Consider the following 17,508-nt stretch of genomic DNA (forward strand, 5'->3'; position numbering starts at 1 on the left):
ACCGACCCGCCGACTCAGCCCTGGTACGCCTCCAACGGCGGGCAGGAGCAGACCAGGTTGCGGTCGCCCTTGGCACCGTCGATGCGCCGGACCGGCGGGAACACCTTGATCGCGTCCGTGCCCAGCGGGTAGGCCGCCTCCTCGCGGGAGTAGGCGTGGTCCCACTCCTTGGCGAGGCTGGCCGCCGTGTGCGGGGCACCGACCAGCGGGTTGTCGTCGGCGGGCCACTGACCTGCGACGACCTTGTCGATCTCGGCGCGGATGGCGATCATCGCCTCGCAGAAGCGGTCCAGCTCGGCGAGGTTCTCGCTCTCGGTCGGCTCGACCATCAGCGTGCCCGCCACCGGGAACGACATCGTCGGCGCGTGGATGCCGTAGTCGGCGAGCCGCTTGGAGACGTCGTCGACCGTGATGCCGCTGGTCTTGCTGATCTGCCGCAGGTCGAGGATGCACTCGTGGGCGACGAGACCGCCCGCGCCCGTGTAGAGCACCGGGAAGTACTCGCTCAACCGCCGCGCCACGTAGTTGGCCGCGGCCACGGCGGTCAGCGTCGCGCGGCGCAGGCCGTCGGCGCCCATCATCCGCACGTAGGCCCAGGAGATCGGCAGGATCGAGGCGCTGCCCCACGGGGCGGCGCTGATCGGACCGACACCGGTCGCAGGGCCGGCGGCGGGCTGCAGCGGGTGGTTGGGCAGGAACGGCGAGAGGTGCTCGCGGACGCCGATCGGGCCCACACCCGGACCGCCACCGCCGTGCGGGATGCAGAAGGTCTTGTGCAGGTTCAGGTGCGAGACGTCGGAGCCGAACTTGCCCATCCGGGCCAGCCCGATCAGCGCGTTGAGGTTCGCGCCGTCGACGTAGACCTGGCCGCCCGCGTCGTGCACCAGCCCGCAGACCTCCCGCACGGTGTCCTCGTAGACGCCGTGAGTGGACGGGTAGGTGATCATGATCGCGGCGAGGTCCTGAGCGTGCTTGCCGACGAGCTCGCGCAGGTGGTCCATCTCGATGTTGCCCTGCTCGTCGCAGCGGACCACGACCACGCGCATCCCGGCCATCACGGCGCTGGCGGCGTTGGTGCCGTGCGCGCTCGCCGGGATCAGGCAAACCTCGCGCTCGGCCTCACCACGGCTGTGGTGGTAGGCGCGGATGGCCAGCAGGCCGGCGAACTCGCCCTGGCTGCCCGCGTTGGGCTGCAGGCTGACCGCGTCGTAGCCGGTGACCTCGGCGAGCCATTCCTGCAGTTCGGAGACGACCTTGAGCAGGCCTTCGGCGTCCTGCGCGGGCGCGAAGGGGTGCAGCGAGGAGAACTCGGGCCAGGTGATCGGCTCCATCTCCGCGGTCGCGTTGAGCTTCATCGTGCACGAGCCCAGCGGGATCATGCTGCGGTCCAGCGCGATGTCCTTGTCCGACAGCTGCCGCAGGTAGCGCAGCAGCGAGGTCTCGGAGCGGTGCGTGTGGAACACCGGGTGCGTCAGGTACTCCGACGTGCGGGCCAGCGCGCCCGGCAGCGCGTCGCCGGTCTCGACGTCGAGCTGCTCGACGTCACCCGCGGTCACGCCGAAGGCCTCCCACACCACGGCCAGGTGGGCGCGGGTGGTGGTCTCGTCGCAGCTGATGCCCACGTGGTCGGAGTCCACGCGGCGCAGGTTCACCCCGCCGCGGCGCGCGGCCGCCAGCACCTCGTCGGCCTTGCCGGGGACCTTGGCGAGCACGGTGTCGAAGAACTCGCCGTGCACGACCTCGACGCCGCCGCGGCGCAGCTGCTCGGCGAGCACGCTGGCCATCCGGTGCGCGCGGGTCGCGATCGCCTTGAGCCCGTCCGGACCGTGGTAGACCGCGTACATCGAAGCGACCACGGCCAGCAGTACCTGCGCGGTGCAGATGTTGCTGGTGGCCTTCTCCCGGCGGATGTGCTGCTCGCGGGTCTGCAGCGCGAGCCGGTAGGCCTGGTTGCCCTCGACGTCGACGCTCACGCCCACCAGGCGGCCCGGCAGCTGCCGCTCCAGGCCCTTGGCGACGGCCATGAACCCGGCGTGCGGACCGCCGAAGCCCATCGGCACGCCGAAGCGCTGGGTGCTGCCCACGACGACGTCGGCACCGATCTCGCCGGGCGCGCGCAGCAGCGTCAGCGCCAGCAGGTCGGTGGCCACGACGACCTTCGCGCCGCGCTCGTGGATCGCGCCGATCAGGGCCTCCTGGTCGCGCACCGCGCCGGAGGCACCCGGGTAGGACAGCAGCGCCCCGAAGAACTCGCCCTCGGGCAGCTCACCGGAGGTCAGGTTGGCCACCACGACCTCGATGCCCAGCGGCTCAGCTCGGGTCTCGATGACCGCGATGGTCTGCGGCAGCGTGTCGGCGTCGACCAGGAAGCGCGGCGACTTGGACTTGCCCGCGCGGCGCACCAGGGTCATGCCCTCGGCCGCGGCGGTGGCCTCGTCGAGCATCGAGGCGTTGGAGACCGGAACCCCGGCCAGGTCGGCGACCACGGTCTGGAAGTTCAGCAGCGCCTCCAGCCGGCCCTGCGAGATCTCCGGCTGGTAGGGCGTGTAGGCGGTGTACCAGGCCGGGCTCTCCAGCACGTTGCGCAGGATCACCGGCGGGGTGACCGTGCCGTAGTAGCCCAGGCCGATCATCTCGGTGTGCGGGGTGCAGCGACCGGCGAGGTCGCGGAGCTCCGCCAGCGCCTCGGTCTCGGTGGCCGGTTCCGGCAGCGACAGCTGCAGGTCTCCCTCGCGGATGGTGTCCGGCACGGCCTTCTGGCCCAGCTCTTCCAGGGAGCCGACGCCGATGACGTCGAGCATGCGGGCCAGTTCGGCGGGCATCGGCCCGACGTGGCGGTCAGCGAACGGCCTGCCGTGCTCCAGCGCGGCCAGAGGGATGCGGTCGTGCGTCGCGTCGGTCATCGCCAAAACCTCACTCATCGCGGCGAACAAAGGGCGGCAGCGGATGCTGCTCTCCCCCTCTGTCCCCGTTCGCGGAGCGAACGCCTGAGAGCTTCACCCGGCGGACCGGGCTTGCACCGTCGGCGGGGCCCACTCATCAGGTGTGCCCGCTTTCCAGAGGTATCTCGCCCGTGCGGTCCAGGTGGCCTGAGAGGTTGTCGGGGAGAGTTGCTCCTTCGGCGCCTGCCCTGGCAGGACCAGGACCGGACTCTCCCGCACGGGGTCGGCGATGGCGCTCAGAGTACCCGATCAACGCGGTTTATCAGACCATCAATGTCGGCTACCGCACACATGGACGATGCCGATCGTTCAGCCGGTCTCCGCCTGGCGGTCGCGACGGCGGGCCGCGAGCTCGTCGTTGATCGCCGACTCGATGTTCTCGCCACCGTCGGCCCGCTCGGCCGGGAACTCGTGGATGGTCCCGCTGATCTCGCGCATCGCACCGCTGACGGCGATGCCGAACACTCCCTGGCCGCCCTGCAGCAGATCGACCACCTCCTCCGCGGAGGTGCACTCGTAGACCGTGGTGCCGTCGCTGAACAGCGTCAGCTTCGCCAGGTCCTGAACGCCGCGCTTGCGCAGGTGCTCCACCGCGACCCGGATGTTGTGCAGCGACACCCCGGTGTCCAGCAGGCGCTTGACGACCTTGAGCACCAGGATGTCCTTGAACGAGTACAACCGCTGCGAGCCCGACCCGGCTGCGCCGCGGATGGACGGCCCGACCAGCTTGGTGCGAGCCCAGTAGTCGAGCTGCCGGTAGGTGATGCCCGCGATCTGGCAGGCCGCCGGCCCGCGGTAACCGACCAGCTCGTCCGGGGCAGAGGCGTCGGGGAACAGCTCACCCTGCTCCGCAGCATCCGAGGTCGCTGCTTCCTCCACCACGCCTGCCTCCCCTCGTCCGGCCCGAAGCCGACGACGACGATCACCAGCGCCCGGACCGTTTGCGGTCCAGGGCCGCGAAGCCGTACACCGGCTGAATCACACCGGGGCAATTCGCGTAAGTCCGACGGTATGCCCGCTCAGCAGGCGGGTCAACGCGACGCGCGGGCCGCGCGCGCTCTCGTTCGCCGGAGCAAGAACCCGGCCCCCGGGCTGCTGCTGCAACCCGGGGGCCGGTGTGGTCTGTTCGGACTAGATCAGCGCCGGTCCTCAGGTGTCGGCACCGCGGAAGTCCTCCGGGGAGACGGAGTCGAGGAACTCGCGGAACTTCTCGACCTCATCCTCCTGCTCGTCCGGAATGATCAACCCGGCCTCGTCGAGCACCGACTCGTCGGCGTGGATCGGAACTCCGATGCGCAGCGCCAGCGCCACCGAGTCGCTCGGCCGCGCGGACACCCGCACATCACCGTCGAACACCAGCTCCGCGAAGAAGGTGCCCTCCTGCAGGTCGGTGATCCGCACCTGCTCCAGATCGCGTCCCAGGGCTCCGATGACGTCCTTGAGCAGGTCGTGCGTGAGCGGCCGCTGGGGCCGCACGCCCTGCTGCTCCAGGGCGATGGCCGTCGCTTCGACCGACCCGATCCAGATCGGCAGGTAGCGCTCGCCCTGAGCCTCGCGCAACAGCAGGATCGGCTGGTTGGCTGGTAGTTCAACTCGCACGCCGACGACGCGCATCTCGCTGCTCATCGTCACATCGCCTCCTCCAGCGCGCCGAAGCGTGACATCCCCGTCGAGGGTCCCGCACCGACGCCTCCGACGCTACCCGCGATACGGCGGACACGCCCTTCCATCGGTGGTCCCGGCGGACCACCACCGTCGCGGTCGTTGTTGTCGGGGCCCACGGCCCGGACCGCTGGCGAGCTCGTCGTTGAGCAATACCCAGCACGATACACCGCGCAGAGCCCGGTCGAAGCCGCCGGAAATACCCTGCTGCGCTGTGAAAACCGCTCGTGGCGCCGGGAAATTCCCGGCGAAGGGGACGACATCCGCGCGCGGGCGGCGCAGCTGCCTCATGCGTCAGCGGGGCGACGCCTCGTGTGGCGTCGCCCCGCTGACGGGTTGAAAAGCCCTGTTCGACGGCCTCAGCGGCCGCCCTGGCCCCCATCGATCGGCCCGGTCAGGAACACCAGGCGGAACTTACCGATCTGGACCTCGTCGCCGTTGGCGAGCACCGAGGTGTCCACCGGCTCCCGGTTCACGTAGGTGCCGTTGAGGCTGCCCACGTCGACCACCACGAAGTCGTTGCCCTCGCGGCGGAACTCGGCGTGCCGCCGGGAAACCGTCACGTCATCGAGGAAGATGTCGCTGTCCGGGTGCCGGCCGGCGCTGGTGGTCTCCCGGTCCAGCAGGAACCGCGAACCCGCGTTGGGGCCGCGCTTGACCACCAGCAGGGCGGAACCCGCCGGCAGCGCATCGACCCCGGACGCGGGGGCAGGTTCCGGGGCCGCGCTCTCGGTGCTTTCCGGCTCCGAGAGGAAGGGCCTGAAGACCGAGGTGGTCTCCGGTGACTGCTCCGGCGGAACGTCGCCGAAGCCGCTGTTTTGGCTCACCTGAGCTCTCCTCTACGCGGATAGATCGTGCCAAGTATGCGCCCAACGTACCGTGCCTGGACAGCCTCGGAACGAGCGACTCCCGTCATCATCCCACGGATGCCTCCGGGCAGGACGATCATGCCTGGTCGATCAGCTTCTGGTAACCCTCGGCGTCGAGCAGACCGGACAGCTGCTCCGGGTCGGCCAGCCGGATCTCCACCATCCAGCCCTCGCCCGCGGCGTCCGAGTTGACCAGCTCCGGCTGGTCCTCCAGCGCGGAGTTGCCGGCGGTGATCTCACCGGTCACCGGGGCGTAGATGTCGGAGACGCTCTTGGTCGACTCCACCTCGCCCATCGAGTCCCCGGCGGCGACCTGCTGCCCCACCTCGGGGAGCTGGACGAACACCACGTCGCCGAGCTGCTGCTGGGCGTAGTCGGTGATGCCGATGCGCACGGTGTCCTCGCTGACGCGCTGGACCCATTCGTGCTCTTCGGTGTACTTGATCTCCGGGGCCGCCACGATGGTCCCGCCTTTCATCCGCTGTTGCAACGTGCCGAGTGATCGGCGCGGCGAGCGTATTCACCGGCCACCGCGGGCCGCAAGGCGACGCGCAGCCGCCGATCAGGCGCGGGCTCTGGCTCCGCGCACGGCGGCGATGACCTGCCCGAGGTAGAGGATGCCGGCCCACAGGTACAGCGCCCCGCCCCAGGCGGTGAAGGCGTAGGCGATCGGGCGGACCACGTCGGACCCGGTGAAGTCGTCCTGCACCAGCAGCAACAGCGGGAACGCGTACATCAGGCAGAACGTGGCGGCCTTGCCCAGGTAGTGCACCTCGGGCGGCTCGTAGCCGTGCCAGCGGAGCACCGGCAGGCACAGGGTGAGCACGACGTCGCGGCCGACGAGGGCGACCGCCACCCACCACGGGATGACGTCGCGCAGCACGAAGGCGATCAGGGTCGCGACGATGTAGAGGCGGTCGGCCGCGGGGTCGAGCAGCTCGCCGATGCGGCTGTACTGGTTGAGCCAGCGGGCGAGCTTGCCGTCGAGCCAGTCAGTTGCCCCGCTGATCACCAGGACCAGCAGCGCGAGCAGGTCGGCCTGCGGGCCGAGCAGCAACCAGAGGAAGACCGGCACGCCGGCCAGGCGGATCACGCTGAGCAGGTTGGGCAGCGTCCACCAGGGATCCGCCCACACGTCTCGCGCGACCTCGCGGATCCTGTCCAGACCGGGGTCGCCCGGCCCCGAGTGGTCCTGCCCCGCTTCGGCACGAGGGCCGCTCGTGGTGTTTTCCGTGGTGCGCTCGGCGTCCTGCACCACGAGCCTCCCCTGAATGGTTGTGCGCACCGCCCCGCAACGGGTGCACACCTGTGCATCCTTACCCGATCAGGGTCTCATATGGCCAGCGCAACCCACTTGGCGGCCAGCCGGAGGCGGGACGGCCTGCGGCGCGGGAAGAACCACCGCGGATTCAGCCGCGAGTGCGGCTCCAACCCCGGCGGCGCAACTCGGCATCGGTGAGGAACCGGGCTCTGCCGCGATCGTCCACGCCCGCCCAGCGGGCGCCCGCGGTTCCCTCTCGGACGTAGGAGTGGCCGCCGCTCCAGACCACGCTGCACGGCGCGGTCGGTAGGTCGTTCGGCTCGTCGACGGTCGCTGTGGCCCTGGGAGGCTCTGCCGGTTCCATCGTGCTCATCAGTTCGTAGCACCTCCGATTCATTTGTCGGCGCGGGACACCTCGGTGTTAGCCCGGCCATCGGCTCGTGGCCGATTGTGGGGCCTGCGAGTCGCACTGTCGCGCCGGAAGCGCACCCCCAGCGCCCAGCGGCGCGGCGGCGTCGCCGAATCGCATCAGGTGGGAGCGCGACCGAATTCCGTTCCCCCGTTCGTCCGAACGCCGATGTTTCGCTCGTGACGAACGCGTTTCGGCCGAACGGCCGCGCGAGCCCCTGGCGCCGAGATCCGATCTGGGGTACTACACAGGCGGTGTCACAGCGGACGCGGGAGGTAGTCGCAGCGATGGGTGAGTACGCGGAGAACTACCGGCGGAGCCTGGCCGACCGCGAGGGCTTCTGGCTCGACGCGGCGCGGGCGATCGAGTGGGACCGCGAGCCGACGCGGGCTCTGGACGATTCGGCCGCACCGATGTACCGCTGGTTCCCCGACGGCGAGCTCAACACCTGCTTCAACGCGCTGGACCGGCACGTGCGCGACGGGCGGGGCGAGCAGCCCGCCCTGATCTGGGACTCGGCGATGACCGACGTCGTGCAGACCTGGACCTACCGCGAGCTGCTCGACCGGGTCGCGGTCTTCGCCGGAGCGCTGCGCGCGCAGGGCGTGGCCAAGGGCGATCGGGTCGTGCTGTACCTGCCGATGATCCCCGAGGCCGCGATCGCGATGCTGGCGTGCGCGCGGATCGGCGCGGTGCACTCGGTGGTCTTCGGCGGCTTCGCGCCCAAGGAGCTGGCCGCCCGCATCGACGACGCCCGGCCGAGCGTGATCGTGGCGGCCTCCTGCGGGCTGGAGCCCAACCGGGTCGTGGAGTACAAGCCGATCGTCGACGAGGCGCTGCGGCAGACCGAGCACCAGCCGGACGCGGTGATCGTGCTCCAGCGCGATCAGGCGCGCGCCGAGCTGGGCCCGCGCGACGTCGACTGGCAGGAGGCGGTCGAGGGCGCCGAACCGGCGGACTGCGTGCCGGTGGCCGCCACCGATCCGCTCTACGTCCTCTACACCTCCGGCACCACCGGCAAGCCCAAGGGCGTGGTGCGCGACAACGGCGGGCACGCGGTCGCGCTGCGCTGGTCGATGGCCAACATCTACGACATCTCCCCCGGCGAGGTCTTCTGGACCGCCTCGGACGTGGGCTGGGTGGTCGGCCACTCCTACATCGTCTACGCGCCGCTGCTGACAGGGGCGACGACGGTGGTCTACGAGGGCAAGCCGGTGGGCACCCCGGACGCGGGCGCGTTCTGGCGGGTCATCGCCCAGCACCGGGTCAAGGCGCTGTTCACCGCGCCGACGGCGCTGCGGGCGATCAAGCGCGTCGACCCGGACGGCCGGCTGCTCGCCGAGCACGACATCTCCTGCCTGCAGACGCTGTTCCTGGCCGGTGAGCGGCTGGACCCGGAGACCTACCACTGGGCGGCCGCGCAGCTGGGCGTGCCGGTGATCGACCACTGGTGGCAGACCGAGACGGGGTGGCCGATCTGCGCGAACCTGCGCGGGTTGGAACCGATGCCGGTCAAGGCGGGTTCGCCGACAGTCCCGGTGCCGGGCTACGAGATCGCGGTGCTGGACCAGGCGGGTGAACCCCTGCCGCCGGAGACCGACGGGGCGATCTGCCTGAAGCTCCCGCTGCCGCCGGGCACGCTGCCGACGCTGTGGGGCGACGACGAAAGGTTCCGCGAGTCGTACCTGTCGCGCTACGACGGCTACTACCTCACCGGCGACAACGGCTACGTCGACGCCGACGGCTACGTGTTCGTCATGGGCCGCACCGACGACGTGATCAACGTGGCCGGTCACCGGTTGTCGACCGGGTCGATGGAGGCGGTGCTGGCGGCGCATCCGGCGGTGGCCGAGTGCGCGGTGATCGGTGTGCACGACGAGCTCAAAGGCCAAGTGCCGCGCGGGTTCGTGGTGCTCAAGTCCGGTGTGGACATCTCGGCCGAGACGCTGCGCGAGGAGCTGGTGACGGCGGTGCGCGACCAGATCGGCCCGGTGGCGGCGTTCCGCGACGTCGCGGTGGTCGACGGTCTGCCCAAGACGCGCTCGGGCAAGATCCTGCGCAAGTCGATGCGCGAGATCGCCGATCGCGGCGACACCGTCGTGCCCTCGACGATCGAGGACCCCTCGGTCCTGGATCAGCTCCGCCCCTCGCTGCGCGGGGACGGCTAGGTCCGGCGGGATCGCCCGCGGATCCCGTCGAGCAGGAAGGTGGTGCGGCGGTCGTAGTCCTCCCGACGAGGGCGGGTTCCGTGCTTGAGGGCGAGCGCGTTGTCGTGCAGGAGCGCGTGGAGGTCGTCCGCGGAGAACTCGTCCCGCAGCGCGCCCGCAGCGCGGCTCATCTCGATGAGCTCCTCGTTGATCTCGCCGGCGACCCTGCAGATCTCCAGCAGGCTCTGCGCGTCGGGGTACACCTGCAGCATCGCGTCGTTGGCGGCGGGCTGGCGGTACTGCAGGTCGCGGATCGCGGTGACGTAGTGCGCGAGCCGTTCCCAGGGGTCACCGATGGCGCGGGTGCGGTCGATGATGCCGTGCAGCTCGACCGCGACGACCTCTTCGATGACGGCGTCGATGAGGCCGATCCGTCCGCCGAACCGGTTGAAGATCGTCGCCTTGCTCACCCCTGCCGCCTGGGCGACCTCCTCCAGCGGCACGGTGAGACCCCGCCCGCGAAAGGCGTCGATCGCGGCGCGCCGGATCTGGTCGGCGTTGCGCTTGGCGTCCGCGCGCAGGCGTGATCCCACAGCTGCTCCACCGCTCATTCCCGCACCGTCCCTCACCCCGCCATAAGTTGACTCGACCAGTCAGCTTACCTACGGTGGCGAGGCAGGACAAACCTGACCAATGCGGTCAACTTATGAGCGGAAGGGCGCGAACATGATCGTTGTCACCGGCGCGACCGGCGGGCTGGGCGGCGCCACCGTCGAGCACCTCCTCCAGCGCGTGCCTGCCGAGCGGATCGGCGTCAGCGTCCGCGACGTCGGCAGAGCTCGCCACCTCGCCGACCGCGGAGTGCGCGTGAGGCAGGGCTCCTACGAGGATCCGGCCGGGTTGCGCGAATCGTTCGAGGGCGCCGAGCAAGTGCTGCTGGTGTCCGGCAACGACCCCACGGCCGACATCGTCCGCCTGCACGGCAACGCGATCGAGGCCGCCGCGGCAGCGGGTGTCCAGCGGATCGTCTACACGAGCCAGCACGGCGCCACCCCCGACAACCCGTACCCGCCAGCGCGGATGCACCTCTCCACGGAGGCGATGCTCGCCGACTCCGGGATCGCCTGGACCTCGCTGCGCAACGCCGCCTACGGCCCGCTCGACGAGGTGCTCGGCCCGTGGCGGCGAACCGGCAAGATCGCTCAGCCGGCCGACGGCCCCGTTCCCTACACCGACCGCGCGGACGTGGCCGAAGGCACCGCGGTCGTCCTGGCAGCCGGCCACCACCACGACGGCCCGGTCACCCTCAGCGCCCCGACCGCCGTCACCTTCGACCATCTCGCCGAGACCGCCTCCCGCCTCATCGGCCGCACCGTCGAGCGCGTCGTCGTGGACGACGAGCGGTGGATCGCCGACCAGGTCGCGAGCGGCGTGCCGCCGGAGGCAGCCGGATTCATTCTCACCTGGTACCAGGCCGCCCGCGCCGGCCACTTCGCCGAAGCCGACCCGCTCCTGTCCGAACTCCTCGGACGCGAACCCCGGAACGTCGCCGAGCGGCTCGCGGACGGCATCGCCGGATGAACCGCAGCGGTCCGATACGTCCGTTCGGAGGCTTCCGGGTTCCGTTTTGGTCTATACCTTTGTTGGCACCGTTCCCCCGAGGATGGAGCCGAACGATGAGCGCACGACCCCGATCGAGGGCGGCGAAGGCCGGACTGGCCGTCGTCGCCGGAGCCCTGCTGGCCGCCGGGACCGCGGTTCCGGCCGGCGGTGATCCCGCCCCCGCGGCCTCCGCGATGGACACCATCGTGCCCGCGCCGGAGTCGGTGACGCCGAACCCGGCGGCCGACTTCGAGCTGTCCGAGCAGACCGCGATCCTGGCGCCCGGCGAGGCGGCCGGGGTCGGCGAGTACCTGGCGGGCGTGGTGCGGCCCTCGACCGGCTTCCCCGTGCCGGTCAACCCCGCGCTGCCCGGAACCGGCGACATCGCGCTGGCGCTGGACGGAGATCCCGCGCTGGGCCCGGAGGGCTACCGCCTGCAGGTCGCCGACGACGCGGTGCGGGTGCACGCGACCAGCACCGACGGCCTGTTCAACGGCGTGCAGACGCTGCGCCAGCTGCTGCCCGCGGGCATCGAGAGCCCGACGGCGCAGCCGGGGCCGTGGACGATGCCCGGTGGCGAGATCACCGACAAGCCGCGCTTCGGGCACCGGTCCGCGCAGCTGGACCCGGCGCGGCACTTCTTCACCGTCGACATGGTCAAGCGCTACATCGACCAGGTCGCCAAGTACAAGATCAACAAGCTGCACCTGCACCTGACCGACGACCAGGGCTGGCGGCTCCAGATCAACAGCTGGCCGCGGCTGACCGAGTTCGGCGCGCAGACCGAGGTCGGCGGCACGCCGGGCGGGTTCTACACGCAGCAGGACTACGCCGAGATCGTCGACTACGCCGCGTCCCGGCACATGACGGTCATCCCCGAGATCGACATGCCGGGGCACACCAACGCCGCGCTGTCGTCCTACGCCGAGCTCAACTGCGACGGCGTGGCACCGCCGCCCTACACCGGCATCGACGTCGGGTTCAGCTCGCTGTGCGTCAACAAGGACATCACCTACCGCTTCGTCGAGGACGTCATCCGCGAGGTGGCGGCGCTGACCCCCGGCCCGTACCTGCACATCGGCGGCGACGAGGCGCACTCCACCACCGACGAGGACTACGTGGCCTTCATGTCGAAGGTGCTGCCGCTGGTGGAGAAGTACGGCAAGAAGCCGCTCGGCTGGCACGAGTACGGCAAGGCCGCCCCGCAGGGCGACGCGGTGCTGCAGTTCTGGGGCACCACGAACGGCGATCCGCTGCTCACCGAAGCCGTGGCGCGCGGCAACAAGGTCCTGGCCTCGCCGGCGAACAAGTCCTACCTGGACATGAAGTACGACGAGAACACGCCGCTGGGCCTGCAGTGGGCCGGGTTCATCGAGGTCGCCGACGCCTACGGCTGGGACCCGGGCAGTTACCTGCAGGGCGTGCCGGAGGAATCGGTGCTCGGCGTCGAGGCGCCGATGTTCAGCGAGACGCTGGAGACCTCGCAGCACATCGAGTTCATGGCGTTCCCGCGGTTGCCGGCCATCGCCGAACTCGGCTGGTCGGCGAAGGGCGCGCTGAACTGGGAGTCGTTCAAGAACCGCCTGGCCACCCAAGGCCCCCGCTGGCAAGCCGCGGGCCAGGACTTCTACCGAAGCCCCCAAATCCCCTGGACCCCATGACCACCACCACCCAGCGGGAGCCGACGGCCTTGAACCGAACCGTCGTCGGCTCCCGCTGGGCGGGGGCGATTCGAATTTCGCGCGAAATTCGAATCGTGCGGGTCCGGGGGCCGTGTCAGGGGAGCTTGGGTTCGAGGACCTTCCACCAGTCGGCGAGGGTCGGGCGTTCGGCGAGGTCAGCGAAGCTGATCTGGACGCCTTGCTTGCGCCACTGCTCGACGAGGGTCATGATCCGCACCGAGTCCAGGCCCCAGTCGATGAGGTCCTCGTCGTCGGTGAGCTCCGAGGGGTCTTCGTAGAGCAGTTCGGCGACCTGCTCGCGGACCGCTTCGAGGGTGAGATTCTCAGCCATGGTTCGGGATTCTCCTGGAAGGTGTTCCGGCTCAGGCGACTTCGGATTCGTGGGCGACGAGGTCGCGGGACAGGTTGCGGGTGGTGTCGACGACGCCGCAGTTGCGGGCGGCGTAGGAGACGGCCATGTCGTGGTCGGCTCGCGAGAAGTCGGCGACCGCGTCGGCGACGAAGAACGCCTGGACCTCCTGCTGGAACGCCTCCGCAGCGGTCATCAGGCAGCCGATGTGGGCGTAGATGCCGGTGATGATCAGCTGGTCCCGTCCCCACTCCTGCATCCGGCGACGCAGGTCCGTGCGCTGGAACGCGCTGTAGCGCCACTTGGTCAGCTGGACGTCACCCGCTCCGGGCGCCAGCTCGTCGATGATCGCCTCCATGGCCGGGTCGGCGACCCCCGGGCCCCACCACTCCAGCTGCAGTCCGCGCTGCTCCGGGGTCTGTCCGCCCGGCTGGGCGCAGTAGACCACCGGAACGCCTGCGGCGCGGGCCCGTTCGCGCAGCAGCGCGATGTTGGGCACGACCTGGTTCAGCGGTTCGGCGCCGGGGGTGAAGGCGTTGACGAAGTGCCGCTCCATGTCGTGGATCAGCAGCACCGCGCGTTCCGGGTCGGGCCGCCAGGAGACCTTGTTCTTCGGCAGCTCGCCGTCCTGCGGAACGGTGTAGGGTGCGATGCTCGGAAGCGCCACGGGCTCCCCCTTCGATGTCTTCTGGTCGTGAAAAGCCGTTGTCAGCGGCCGAGTTTCGGCACCAGCTCGCGACTGATGGCCTCGCGCAGGTCGCGCTTGGAGACCTTGCCGACGCCGGTCTGCGGGAACTGCTCGACGAACACCACGCGGTCGGGGACCTTGTAGCCGGCAAGGCCGCGCTCGCGGACGAACTTGATCAGCTCGCGCGCCTTCGGCCGCTCACCGCGCGGGACGACGAACGCGCAGGTCCGCTCCCCCAGGTAGTCGTCGGGCATGGACACCACGGCAGCGTCGTGCACGGCGGGGTGGGCCAGCAGGTGGTTCTCGACCTCCTCGGCGGCGACCTTCTCGCCACCTCGGTTGATCTGGTCCTTCGCCCGGCCTTCGACGACGATGTTGCCCTCGGCGGTCAACCGGACGACGTCGCCGGTGCGGTAGAAGCCCTCAGGGGTGAAGGCGCGCGCGTTGTGCTCCTCGGCCTTGTAGTAGCCGCGGATCGTGTACGGGCCCCGGGTGAGCAGGTGCCCGGTCTCCCCCGGCGCGACGGCGTTGTCCTCGCCGTCGACGACCAGCACCTCGTCGTCGGCCGAGATCGGGCGTCCCTGGGTGGTGACGATGACGTCCTCGGGGTCGTCCAGCCGCGTGTAGTTGACCAGGCCCTCCGCCATGCCGAACACCTGCTGCAACGTCGCGCCGAGCACCGGCCGGACCCGCCGGGCGACCTCCTCGCTGCACTTGGCGCCACCGACCTGCAGCACCTCCAGGCTGGACAGGTCGTGCTCGGTCTCGGCGGCCGCGTCGAGCCACAGCAGCGCCAGCGGCGGCACCGCGGCGGTCAGCGTGACCTTCTCGCGCTCGACGAGCGGGAAAACCTCATCGGGGCTCGGCCGGCGCGCGAGCACGACCCGACCGCCCGCGTGCAGCACGCCGAAGGTGCCGGGCGAGCTCATCGGGAAGTTGTGCGCGGCGGGCAGCGCCACGAGGTACACGGTGTCCTCGGTGACGCCGCAGAGGTCGTTGCTGGCGCGGAAGGAGTAGATGTAGTCGTCGTGGGTGCGCGGGATCAGCTTGGGCACGCCCGTGCTCCCGCCGGAGAGCTGCAGGAACGCGATGTCGCTCGGCGTGGGCTCGTCCAGCTCCACCGCATCGGCGTCCACATCGGACAGCGCGGTGAACTCGCCGGGGTCGCCGACGACGAAGACCTGCAGACCCTCCTGCTTCGCGGCGACGTCGGCGGCCAGCGCCCGGTGGTCGAACCCGGCCTCGGTGTCGACGGTGATGTAGGCGGCGGCCTCGCTGAACTCGCAGAAGTAGGAGATCTCGGTCATCCGGTGCGAGGGCAGCGCGAACACCGGCACCACGCCGAGCCGGAACAGCCCGAAGCAGACCTCGAAGAACTCGGCGACGTTGGGCAGCTGGACGACGACCCGGTCGCCCTTGCCGATGCCGCGCTCGCGCAGCCCGGCGGCCAGCCGGTCGGCGCGGCGGTCGAGTTCGCCGTAGGTGATCCGGCGTTCGCCTTCGACGACGGCCACGCGGTCGGGGTGCTTGGTGGCGCGCACCCGCAGCAGCTGGCCGAAGGTGTAGCCCTGCCAGTACCCCGCGGCGCGGTAGCGCTCGGCGAACTCGTCCGGCCAGAGCGTGACACCGGGCAGATGTGCGATCATGATCGGCTGCTTTCCCCTCAGACTGCCTGGTTCAGGCCCATGGCGGTGAGCGCGGTGCGGAACTTCGCCGAGGTCTCGGCGAGCTCGTCGGCCGGGTCGGAGCCCGGGACGATCCCGGCACCGGCGAACAGCCGCATCTCCTGGTCCTCCACCTCCGCGCAGCGGATGGCCACCACCCACTCGCCGTCACCGGCGGCGTCGCACCAGCCCACCATTCCCGCGTAGTAGCCGCGTTCGAACGGCTCCGTCTCGGCGATGACCTCGCGGGCGCGGTCGATCGGGGTACCGCACACCGCCGGGGTCGGGTGCAGCGCGTCGGCCAGGTGCAGCGAGGTCGTCGAGCCGTCGCGCAGCTCGCCGGTGATCTCGGTGGCCAGGTGCCACATCGCGTTGGTGCTGACCACGGTCGGCGCCTGCGGCACGTGCAGCTCGGTGCAGAACGGGCGCAGCGCCTCGGCCACGGCTTCCACCACCACGGCGTGCTCGCGATGGTCCTTCTCCGACGCGGCCAGCTCGGCGGCGCGGCGCTTGTCCTCGTCCGGGTCGGTGCTGCGCGGGCGCGATCCGGCCATCGGGTTGGAGCGGACCTCGTTGCCGCGCCGGGACACCAGCAGCTCGGGGCTGGCACCCAGGAAGGTGCGCTCCAGCGGGGGCTGCGGGCCGTAGCTGTCGCGGGTCCCGTCCTCGCCGCGACGCGGCAGATCGACGGCGAAGGTGTAGCTGGCGGGGTCGGCCATCGCCAGGTTGCGCAGCACCTCGCGGACGTCGATCGATTCCGCCGAGGTCAGCTCCAGGCTGCGCGCCAGCACGGCCTTGGTGAGGTCACCGTGCTCCATGCGGCGCAGCGCTCGCGCGACACCGCGCTCGTACTCCTCGGGTTCCGGGACCGGTCGCACCGAGCACGCGGGGGCGGAGACCGGTTTCTGCTGCGGCACCAGCACGTTCAGCGGTTCGGCGCGCACGACCTCCTCGGGCAGCACCAGGTGCGCGGGCAGGGTGCCGCCGAAGGGCACCGCCCCGACCACCATCGGGTTGCGGCGGCCGAACTCGACCGCGCCGTCGAGGAATTCCTGCATCCGGGCGGGTAAGTCCGAGCGCGCGCACTGGGTCTTGGACATGGTGGCGGCCACGCCTCGGGTCAGCAGCACCCCGCGCGGGCTGGAGAACAGGAAGGACTGGCCCTGCTCGTAGGCGGCCAGCAGGCGGGCGGCGGCGTCGTCGGCGAGTGCGTCGTCGACGGCGTCGATGCGCCCGTCGGTCTCGATCGTGGTCATGACAACCTTTCGGCGAATCGCGGAGGTCAGGCGCGCAGCGTGGCGCCGCCGTCGACGTACAGGTCGTGCATCGTGATGTGCCCGGCCTCGTCGGAGGCGAGGAAGACCACCGCGTTGGCGATGTCGTCCGGGGTGGCGAGCTTGCGCAGCGGGATGCCGGCCTTGTAGGTCTCCAGCGAGCCGGCGATGACCCGGTCCGGGCCGTTGCCGTCGGTCCACATCCCGCGCTGCATGTCGGTGTCGGTGGAGCCGGGCGCGACGATGTTGCAGCGGATGCCGTACTCGGCCAGCTCCAGGCCCAGCGATTTGGTGAACATCGTGGCGGCGGCCTTGGACGCGGCGTAGGCGGCCATCGAGTGGCGCGGCACGCCCGCGGCGTTGGAGCCGACGGTGACGATGGATCCGCGGCGCCGCGAGATCATGTGCTTGGACACCTCCCGGCACACGTTGAACACACCGGTGGTGTTGACCGCGAAGGTGCGCTGCCACTCGGCGTCGGTGAGCTCCTGCACCGTCGCGACCTGCAGCACGCCCGCGACGTTGGCGAGCACGTCGATGGGGCCCTGCTCGGCTTCGACGTGCGTGACCACCTCGGTGACCGCGGCCGGGTCGGCCACGTCGGCGCGGTAGGCGCGCACCCGGTGCCCTTCGGCGACGAGCTTCTCGGCCGTCGCGTCGGCCTTGTCCCCGTTGCGGTCGACTGCCGCGACATCGGCTCCCATCTGGGCGAACGCTCTCGCCACAGCGGCACCGATACCCTGGCCGGCGCCGGTCACGATGGCAACCTTGCCGCTGATTCCCGTGCGGTTCATCTCGCCCTTCACTCAACTGAGGCTAGCCTAACCTTCGTCAGGCGAGCCTGAGTTTAGAACATGAACCGGACGCGAATCTCCCGCCATTGAGGTGGCATTGATCACCGACGACGCACGGTCATCGGGCGAATCCGCTGCTCGCACGGGAGCAACGGCGCAGACCGG

Annotated in this window: 16 protein-coding genes and 1 riboswitch; of the genes, 3 read left to right on the forward strand and 13 right to left on the reverse strand. The window is 70.5% G+C overall.

What is annotated here, in order from left to right; genetic code table 11:
• Positions 1 to 14 precede the first annotated feature (14 nt).
• From gcvP to KBO27_RS10480, 7 genes are all read right to left on the reverse strand, one after another.
• Entirely contained in the window at positions 15 to 2,903 is a 2,889-nt protein-coding gene (gcvP, locus tag KBO27_RS10450; protein ID WP_210969842.1) for an aminomethyl-transferring glycine dehydrogenase, read from the reverse strand.
• A 163-nt stretch (positions 2,904 to 3,066) separates the two neighbouring features.
• Positions 3,067 to 3,168, reverse strand: a riboswitch (glycine riboswitch).
• Between the two features lie 83 nt (positions 3,169 to 3,251).
• Positions 3,252 to 3,824, reverse strand: a complete 573-nt coding sequence (locus tag KBO27_RS10455; RefSeq protein WP_132673654.1) for a MerR family transcriptional regulator — start codon at positions 3,822 to 3,824, stop codon at positions 3,252 to 3,254.
• Between the two features lie 267 nt (positions 3,825 to 4,091).
• The gene (locus tag KBO27_RS10460) at positions 4,092 to 4,568 is read right to left on the reverse strand and encodes a bifunctional nuclease family protein (RefSeq protein ID WP_132626999.1); all 477 of its coding nucleotides are present in this window, start codon (positions 4,566 to 4,568) and stop codon (positions 4,092 to 4,094) included.
• 395 nt (positions 4,569 to 4,963) lie between these two features.
• On the reverse strand, positions 4,964 to 5,431 hold the full coding sequence (gene garA, locus KBO27_RS10465; protein ID WP_132673653.1) for a glycogen accumulation regulator GarA: 468 nt from the start codon (positions 5,429 to 5,431) through the stop codon (positions 4,964 to 4,966).
• Between the two features lie 118 nt (positions 5,432 to 5,549).
• Positions 5,550 to 5,951 (reverse strand): glycine cleavage system protein GcvH, encoded by a 402-nt coding sequence (gcvH, locus tag KBO27_RS10470; protein ID WP_246536634.1) that lies wholly within the window; start codon positions 5,949 to 5,951, stop codon positions 5,550 to 5,552.
• Between the two features lie 84 nt (positions 5,952 to 6,035).
• A complete protein-coding gene (gene clsA / locus KBO27_RS10475) occupies positions 6,036 to 6,731 on the reverse strand; it encodes a cardiolipin synthase ClsA (RefSeq protein WP_210969742.1) in 696 nt (231 codons plus the stop codon).
• Positions 6,732 to 6,882: 151 nt separating this feature from the next.
• Positions 6,883 to 7,107: a hypothetical protein gene (locus KBO27_RS10480; protein WP_372448837.1), complete on the reverse strand. Its 225-nt coding sequence runs from the start codon at positions 7,105 to 7,107 to the stop codon at positions 6,883 to 6,885.
• Between the two features lie 290 nt (positions 7,108 to 7,397).
• Here KBO27_RS10480 and KBO27_RS10485 point away from each other — a divergent pair, with 290 nt between their 5' ends.
• Positions 7,398 to 9,311 carry a propionyl-CoA synthetase gene (locus KBO27_RS10485; protein ID WP_307870333.1) on the forward strand — a complete coding sequence of 638 codons (1,914 nt, stop codon included), beginning with the start codon at positions 7,398 to 7,400 and terminating at the stop codon, positions 9,309 to 9,311.
• On the opposite strand, the gene KBO27_RS10490 is transcribed toward KBO27_RS10485, so the two are convergent.
• Positions 9,308 to 9,883, reverse strand: coding sequence for a TetR/AcrR family transcriptional regulator (locus KBO27_RS10490; RefSeq protein WP_307870334.1), 576 nt, complete (start codon positions 9,881 to 9,883; stop codon positions 9,308 to 9,310). The genes KBO27_RS10485 and KBO27_RS10490 overlap by 4 nt on opposite strands.
• Before the next feature lie 133 nt (positions 9,884 to 10,016).
• Here KBO27_RS10490 and KBO27_RS10495 point away from each other — a divergent pair, with 133 nt between their 5' ends.
• Complete coding sequence (locus tag KBO27_RS10495; protein ID WP_210969745.1) at positions 10,017 to 10,871, forward strand: NAD(P)H-binding protein; 855 nt, start codon at positions 10,017 to 10,019, stop codon at positions 10,869 to 10,871.
• 95 nt (positions 10,872 to 10,966) lie between these two features.
• On the forward strand, positions 10,967 to 12,553 hold the full coding sequence (locus KBO27_RS10500) for a beta-N-acetylhexosaminidase (protein WP_210969746.1): 1,587 nt from the start codon (positions 10,967 to 10,969) through the stop codon (positions 12,551 to 12,553).
• A 115-nt stretch (positions 12,554 to 12,668) separates the two neighbouring features.
• On the opposite strand, the gene KBO27_RS10505 is transcribed toward KBO27_RS10500, so the two are convergent.
• From KBO27_RS10505 to KBO27_RS10525, 5 genes are read right to left on the reverse strand one after another with little or no spacing between them, the layout of a single operon-like run.
• Positions 12,669 to 12,905 carry a phosphopantetheine-binding protein gene (locus KBO27_RS10505; RefSeq protein ID WP_210969747.1) on the reverse strand — a complete coding sequence of 79 codons (237 nt, stop codon included), beginning with the start codon at positions 12,903 to 12,905 and terminating at the stop codon, positions 12,669 to 12,671.
• Positions 12,906 to 12,936: 31 nt separating this feature from the next.
• On the reverse strand, positions 12,937 to 13,590 hold the full coding sequence (locus KBO27_RS10510; RefSeq protein ID WP_210969748.1) for an isochorismatase family protein: 654 nt from the start codon (positions 13,588 to 13,590) through the stop codon (positions 12,937 to 12,939).
• A 41-nt stretch (positions 13,591 to 13,631) separates the two neighbouring features.
• Positions 13,632 to 15,257 carry a (2,3-dihydroxybenzoyl)adenylate synthase gene (locus KBO27_RS10515; RefSeq protein WP_210969749.1) on the reverse strand — a complete coding sequence of 542 codons (1,626 nt, stop codon included), beginning with the start codon at positions 15,255 to 15,257 and terminating at the stop codon, positions 13,632 to 13,634.
• Between the two features lie 17 nt (positions 15,258 to 15,274).
• Complete coding sequence (dhbC, locus tag KBO27_RS10520) at positions 15,275 to 16,531, reverse strand: isochorismate synthase DhbC (RefSeq protein WP_210969750.1); 1,257 nt, start codon at positions 16,529 to 16,531, stop codon at positions 15,275 to 15,277.
• A 26-nt stretch (positions 16,532 to 16,557) separates the two neighbouring features.
• A complete protein-coding gene (locus KBO27_RS10525) occupies positions 16,558 to 17,343 on the reverse strand; it encodes a 2,3-dihydro-2,3-dihydroxybenzoate dehydrogenase (protein WP_210969844.1) in 786 nt (261 codons plus the stop codon).
• Positions 17,344 to 17,508: the final 165 nt, after the last annotated feature.

This window comes from Saccharopolyspora endophytica, assembly GCF_018070075.1.
GTDB classification, from domain to species: domain Bacteria; phylum Actinomycetota; class Actinomycetes; order Mycobacteriales; family Pseudonocardiaceae; genus Saccharopolyspora; species Saccharopolyspora endophytica.

Bases quoted from the DNA above. Each gene is read 5' to 3' on its own strand.
- gcvP (WP_210969842.1), bottom strand. From the start codon at position 2,903: ATGACCGACGCGACGCACGACCGCATCCCTCTGGCCGCGCTGGAGCAC.
- KBO27_RS10460 (WP_132626999.1), bottom strand. From the start codon at position 4,568: ATGAGCAGCGAGATGCGCGTCGTCGGCGTGCGAGTTGAACTACCAGCC.
- gcvH (WP_246536634.1), bottom strand. From the start codon at position 5,951: ATGAAAGGCGGGACCATCGTGGCGGCCCCGGAGATCAAGTACACCGAA.
- KBO27_RS10480 (WP_372448837.1), bottom strand. From the start codon at position 7,107: ATGAGCACGATGGAACCGGCAGAGCCTCCCAGGGCCACAGCGACCGTC.
- KBO27_RS10495 (WP_210969745.1), top strand. From the start codon at position 10,017: ATGATCGTTGTCACCGGCGCGACCGGCGGGCTGGGCGGCGCCACCGTC.
- KBO27_RS10500 (WP_210969746.1), top strand. From the start codon at position 10,967: ATGAGCGCACGACCCCGATCGAGGGCGGCGAAGGCCGGACTGGCCGTC.
- KBO27_RS10505 (WP_210969747.1), bottom strand. From the start codon at position 12,905: ATGGCTGAGAATCTCACCCTCGAAGCGGTCCGCGAGCAGGTCGCCGAA.
- KBO27_RS10515 (WP_210969749.1), bottom strand. From the start codon at position 15,257: ATGATCGCACATCTGCCCGGTGTCACGCTCTGGCCGGACGAGTTCGCC.
- dhbC (WP_210969750.1), bottom strand. From the start codon at position 16,531: ATGACCACGATCGAGACCGACGGGCGCATCGACGCCGTCGACGACGCA.
- KBO27_RS10525 (WP_210969844.1), bottom strand. From the start codon at position 17,343: ATGAACCGCACGGGAATCAGCGGCAAGGTTGCCATCGTGACCGGCGCC.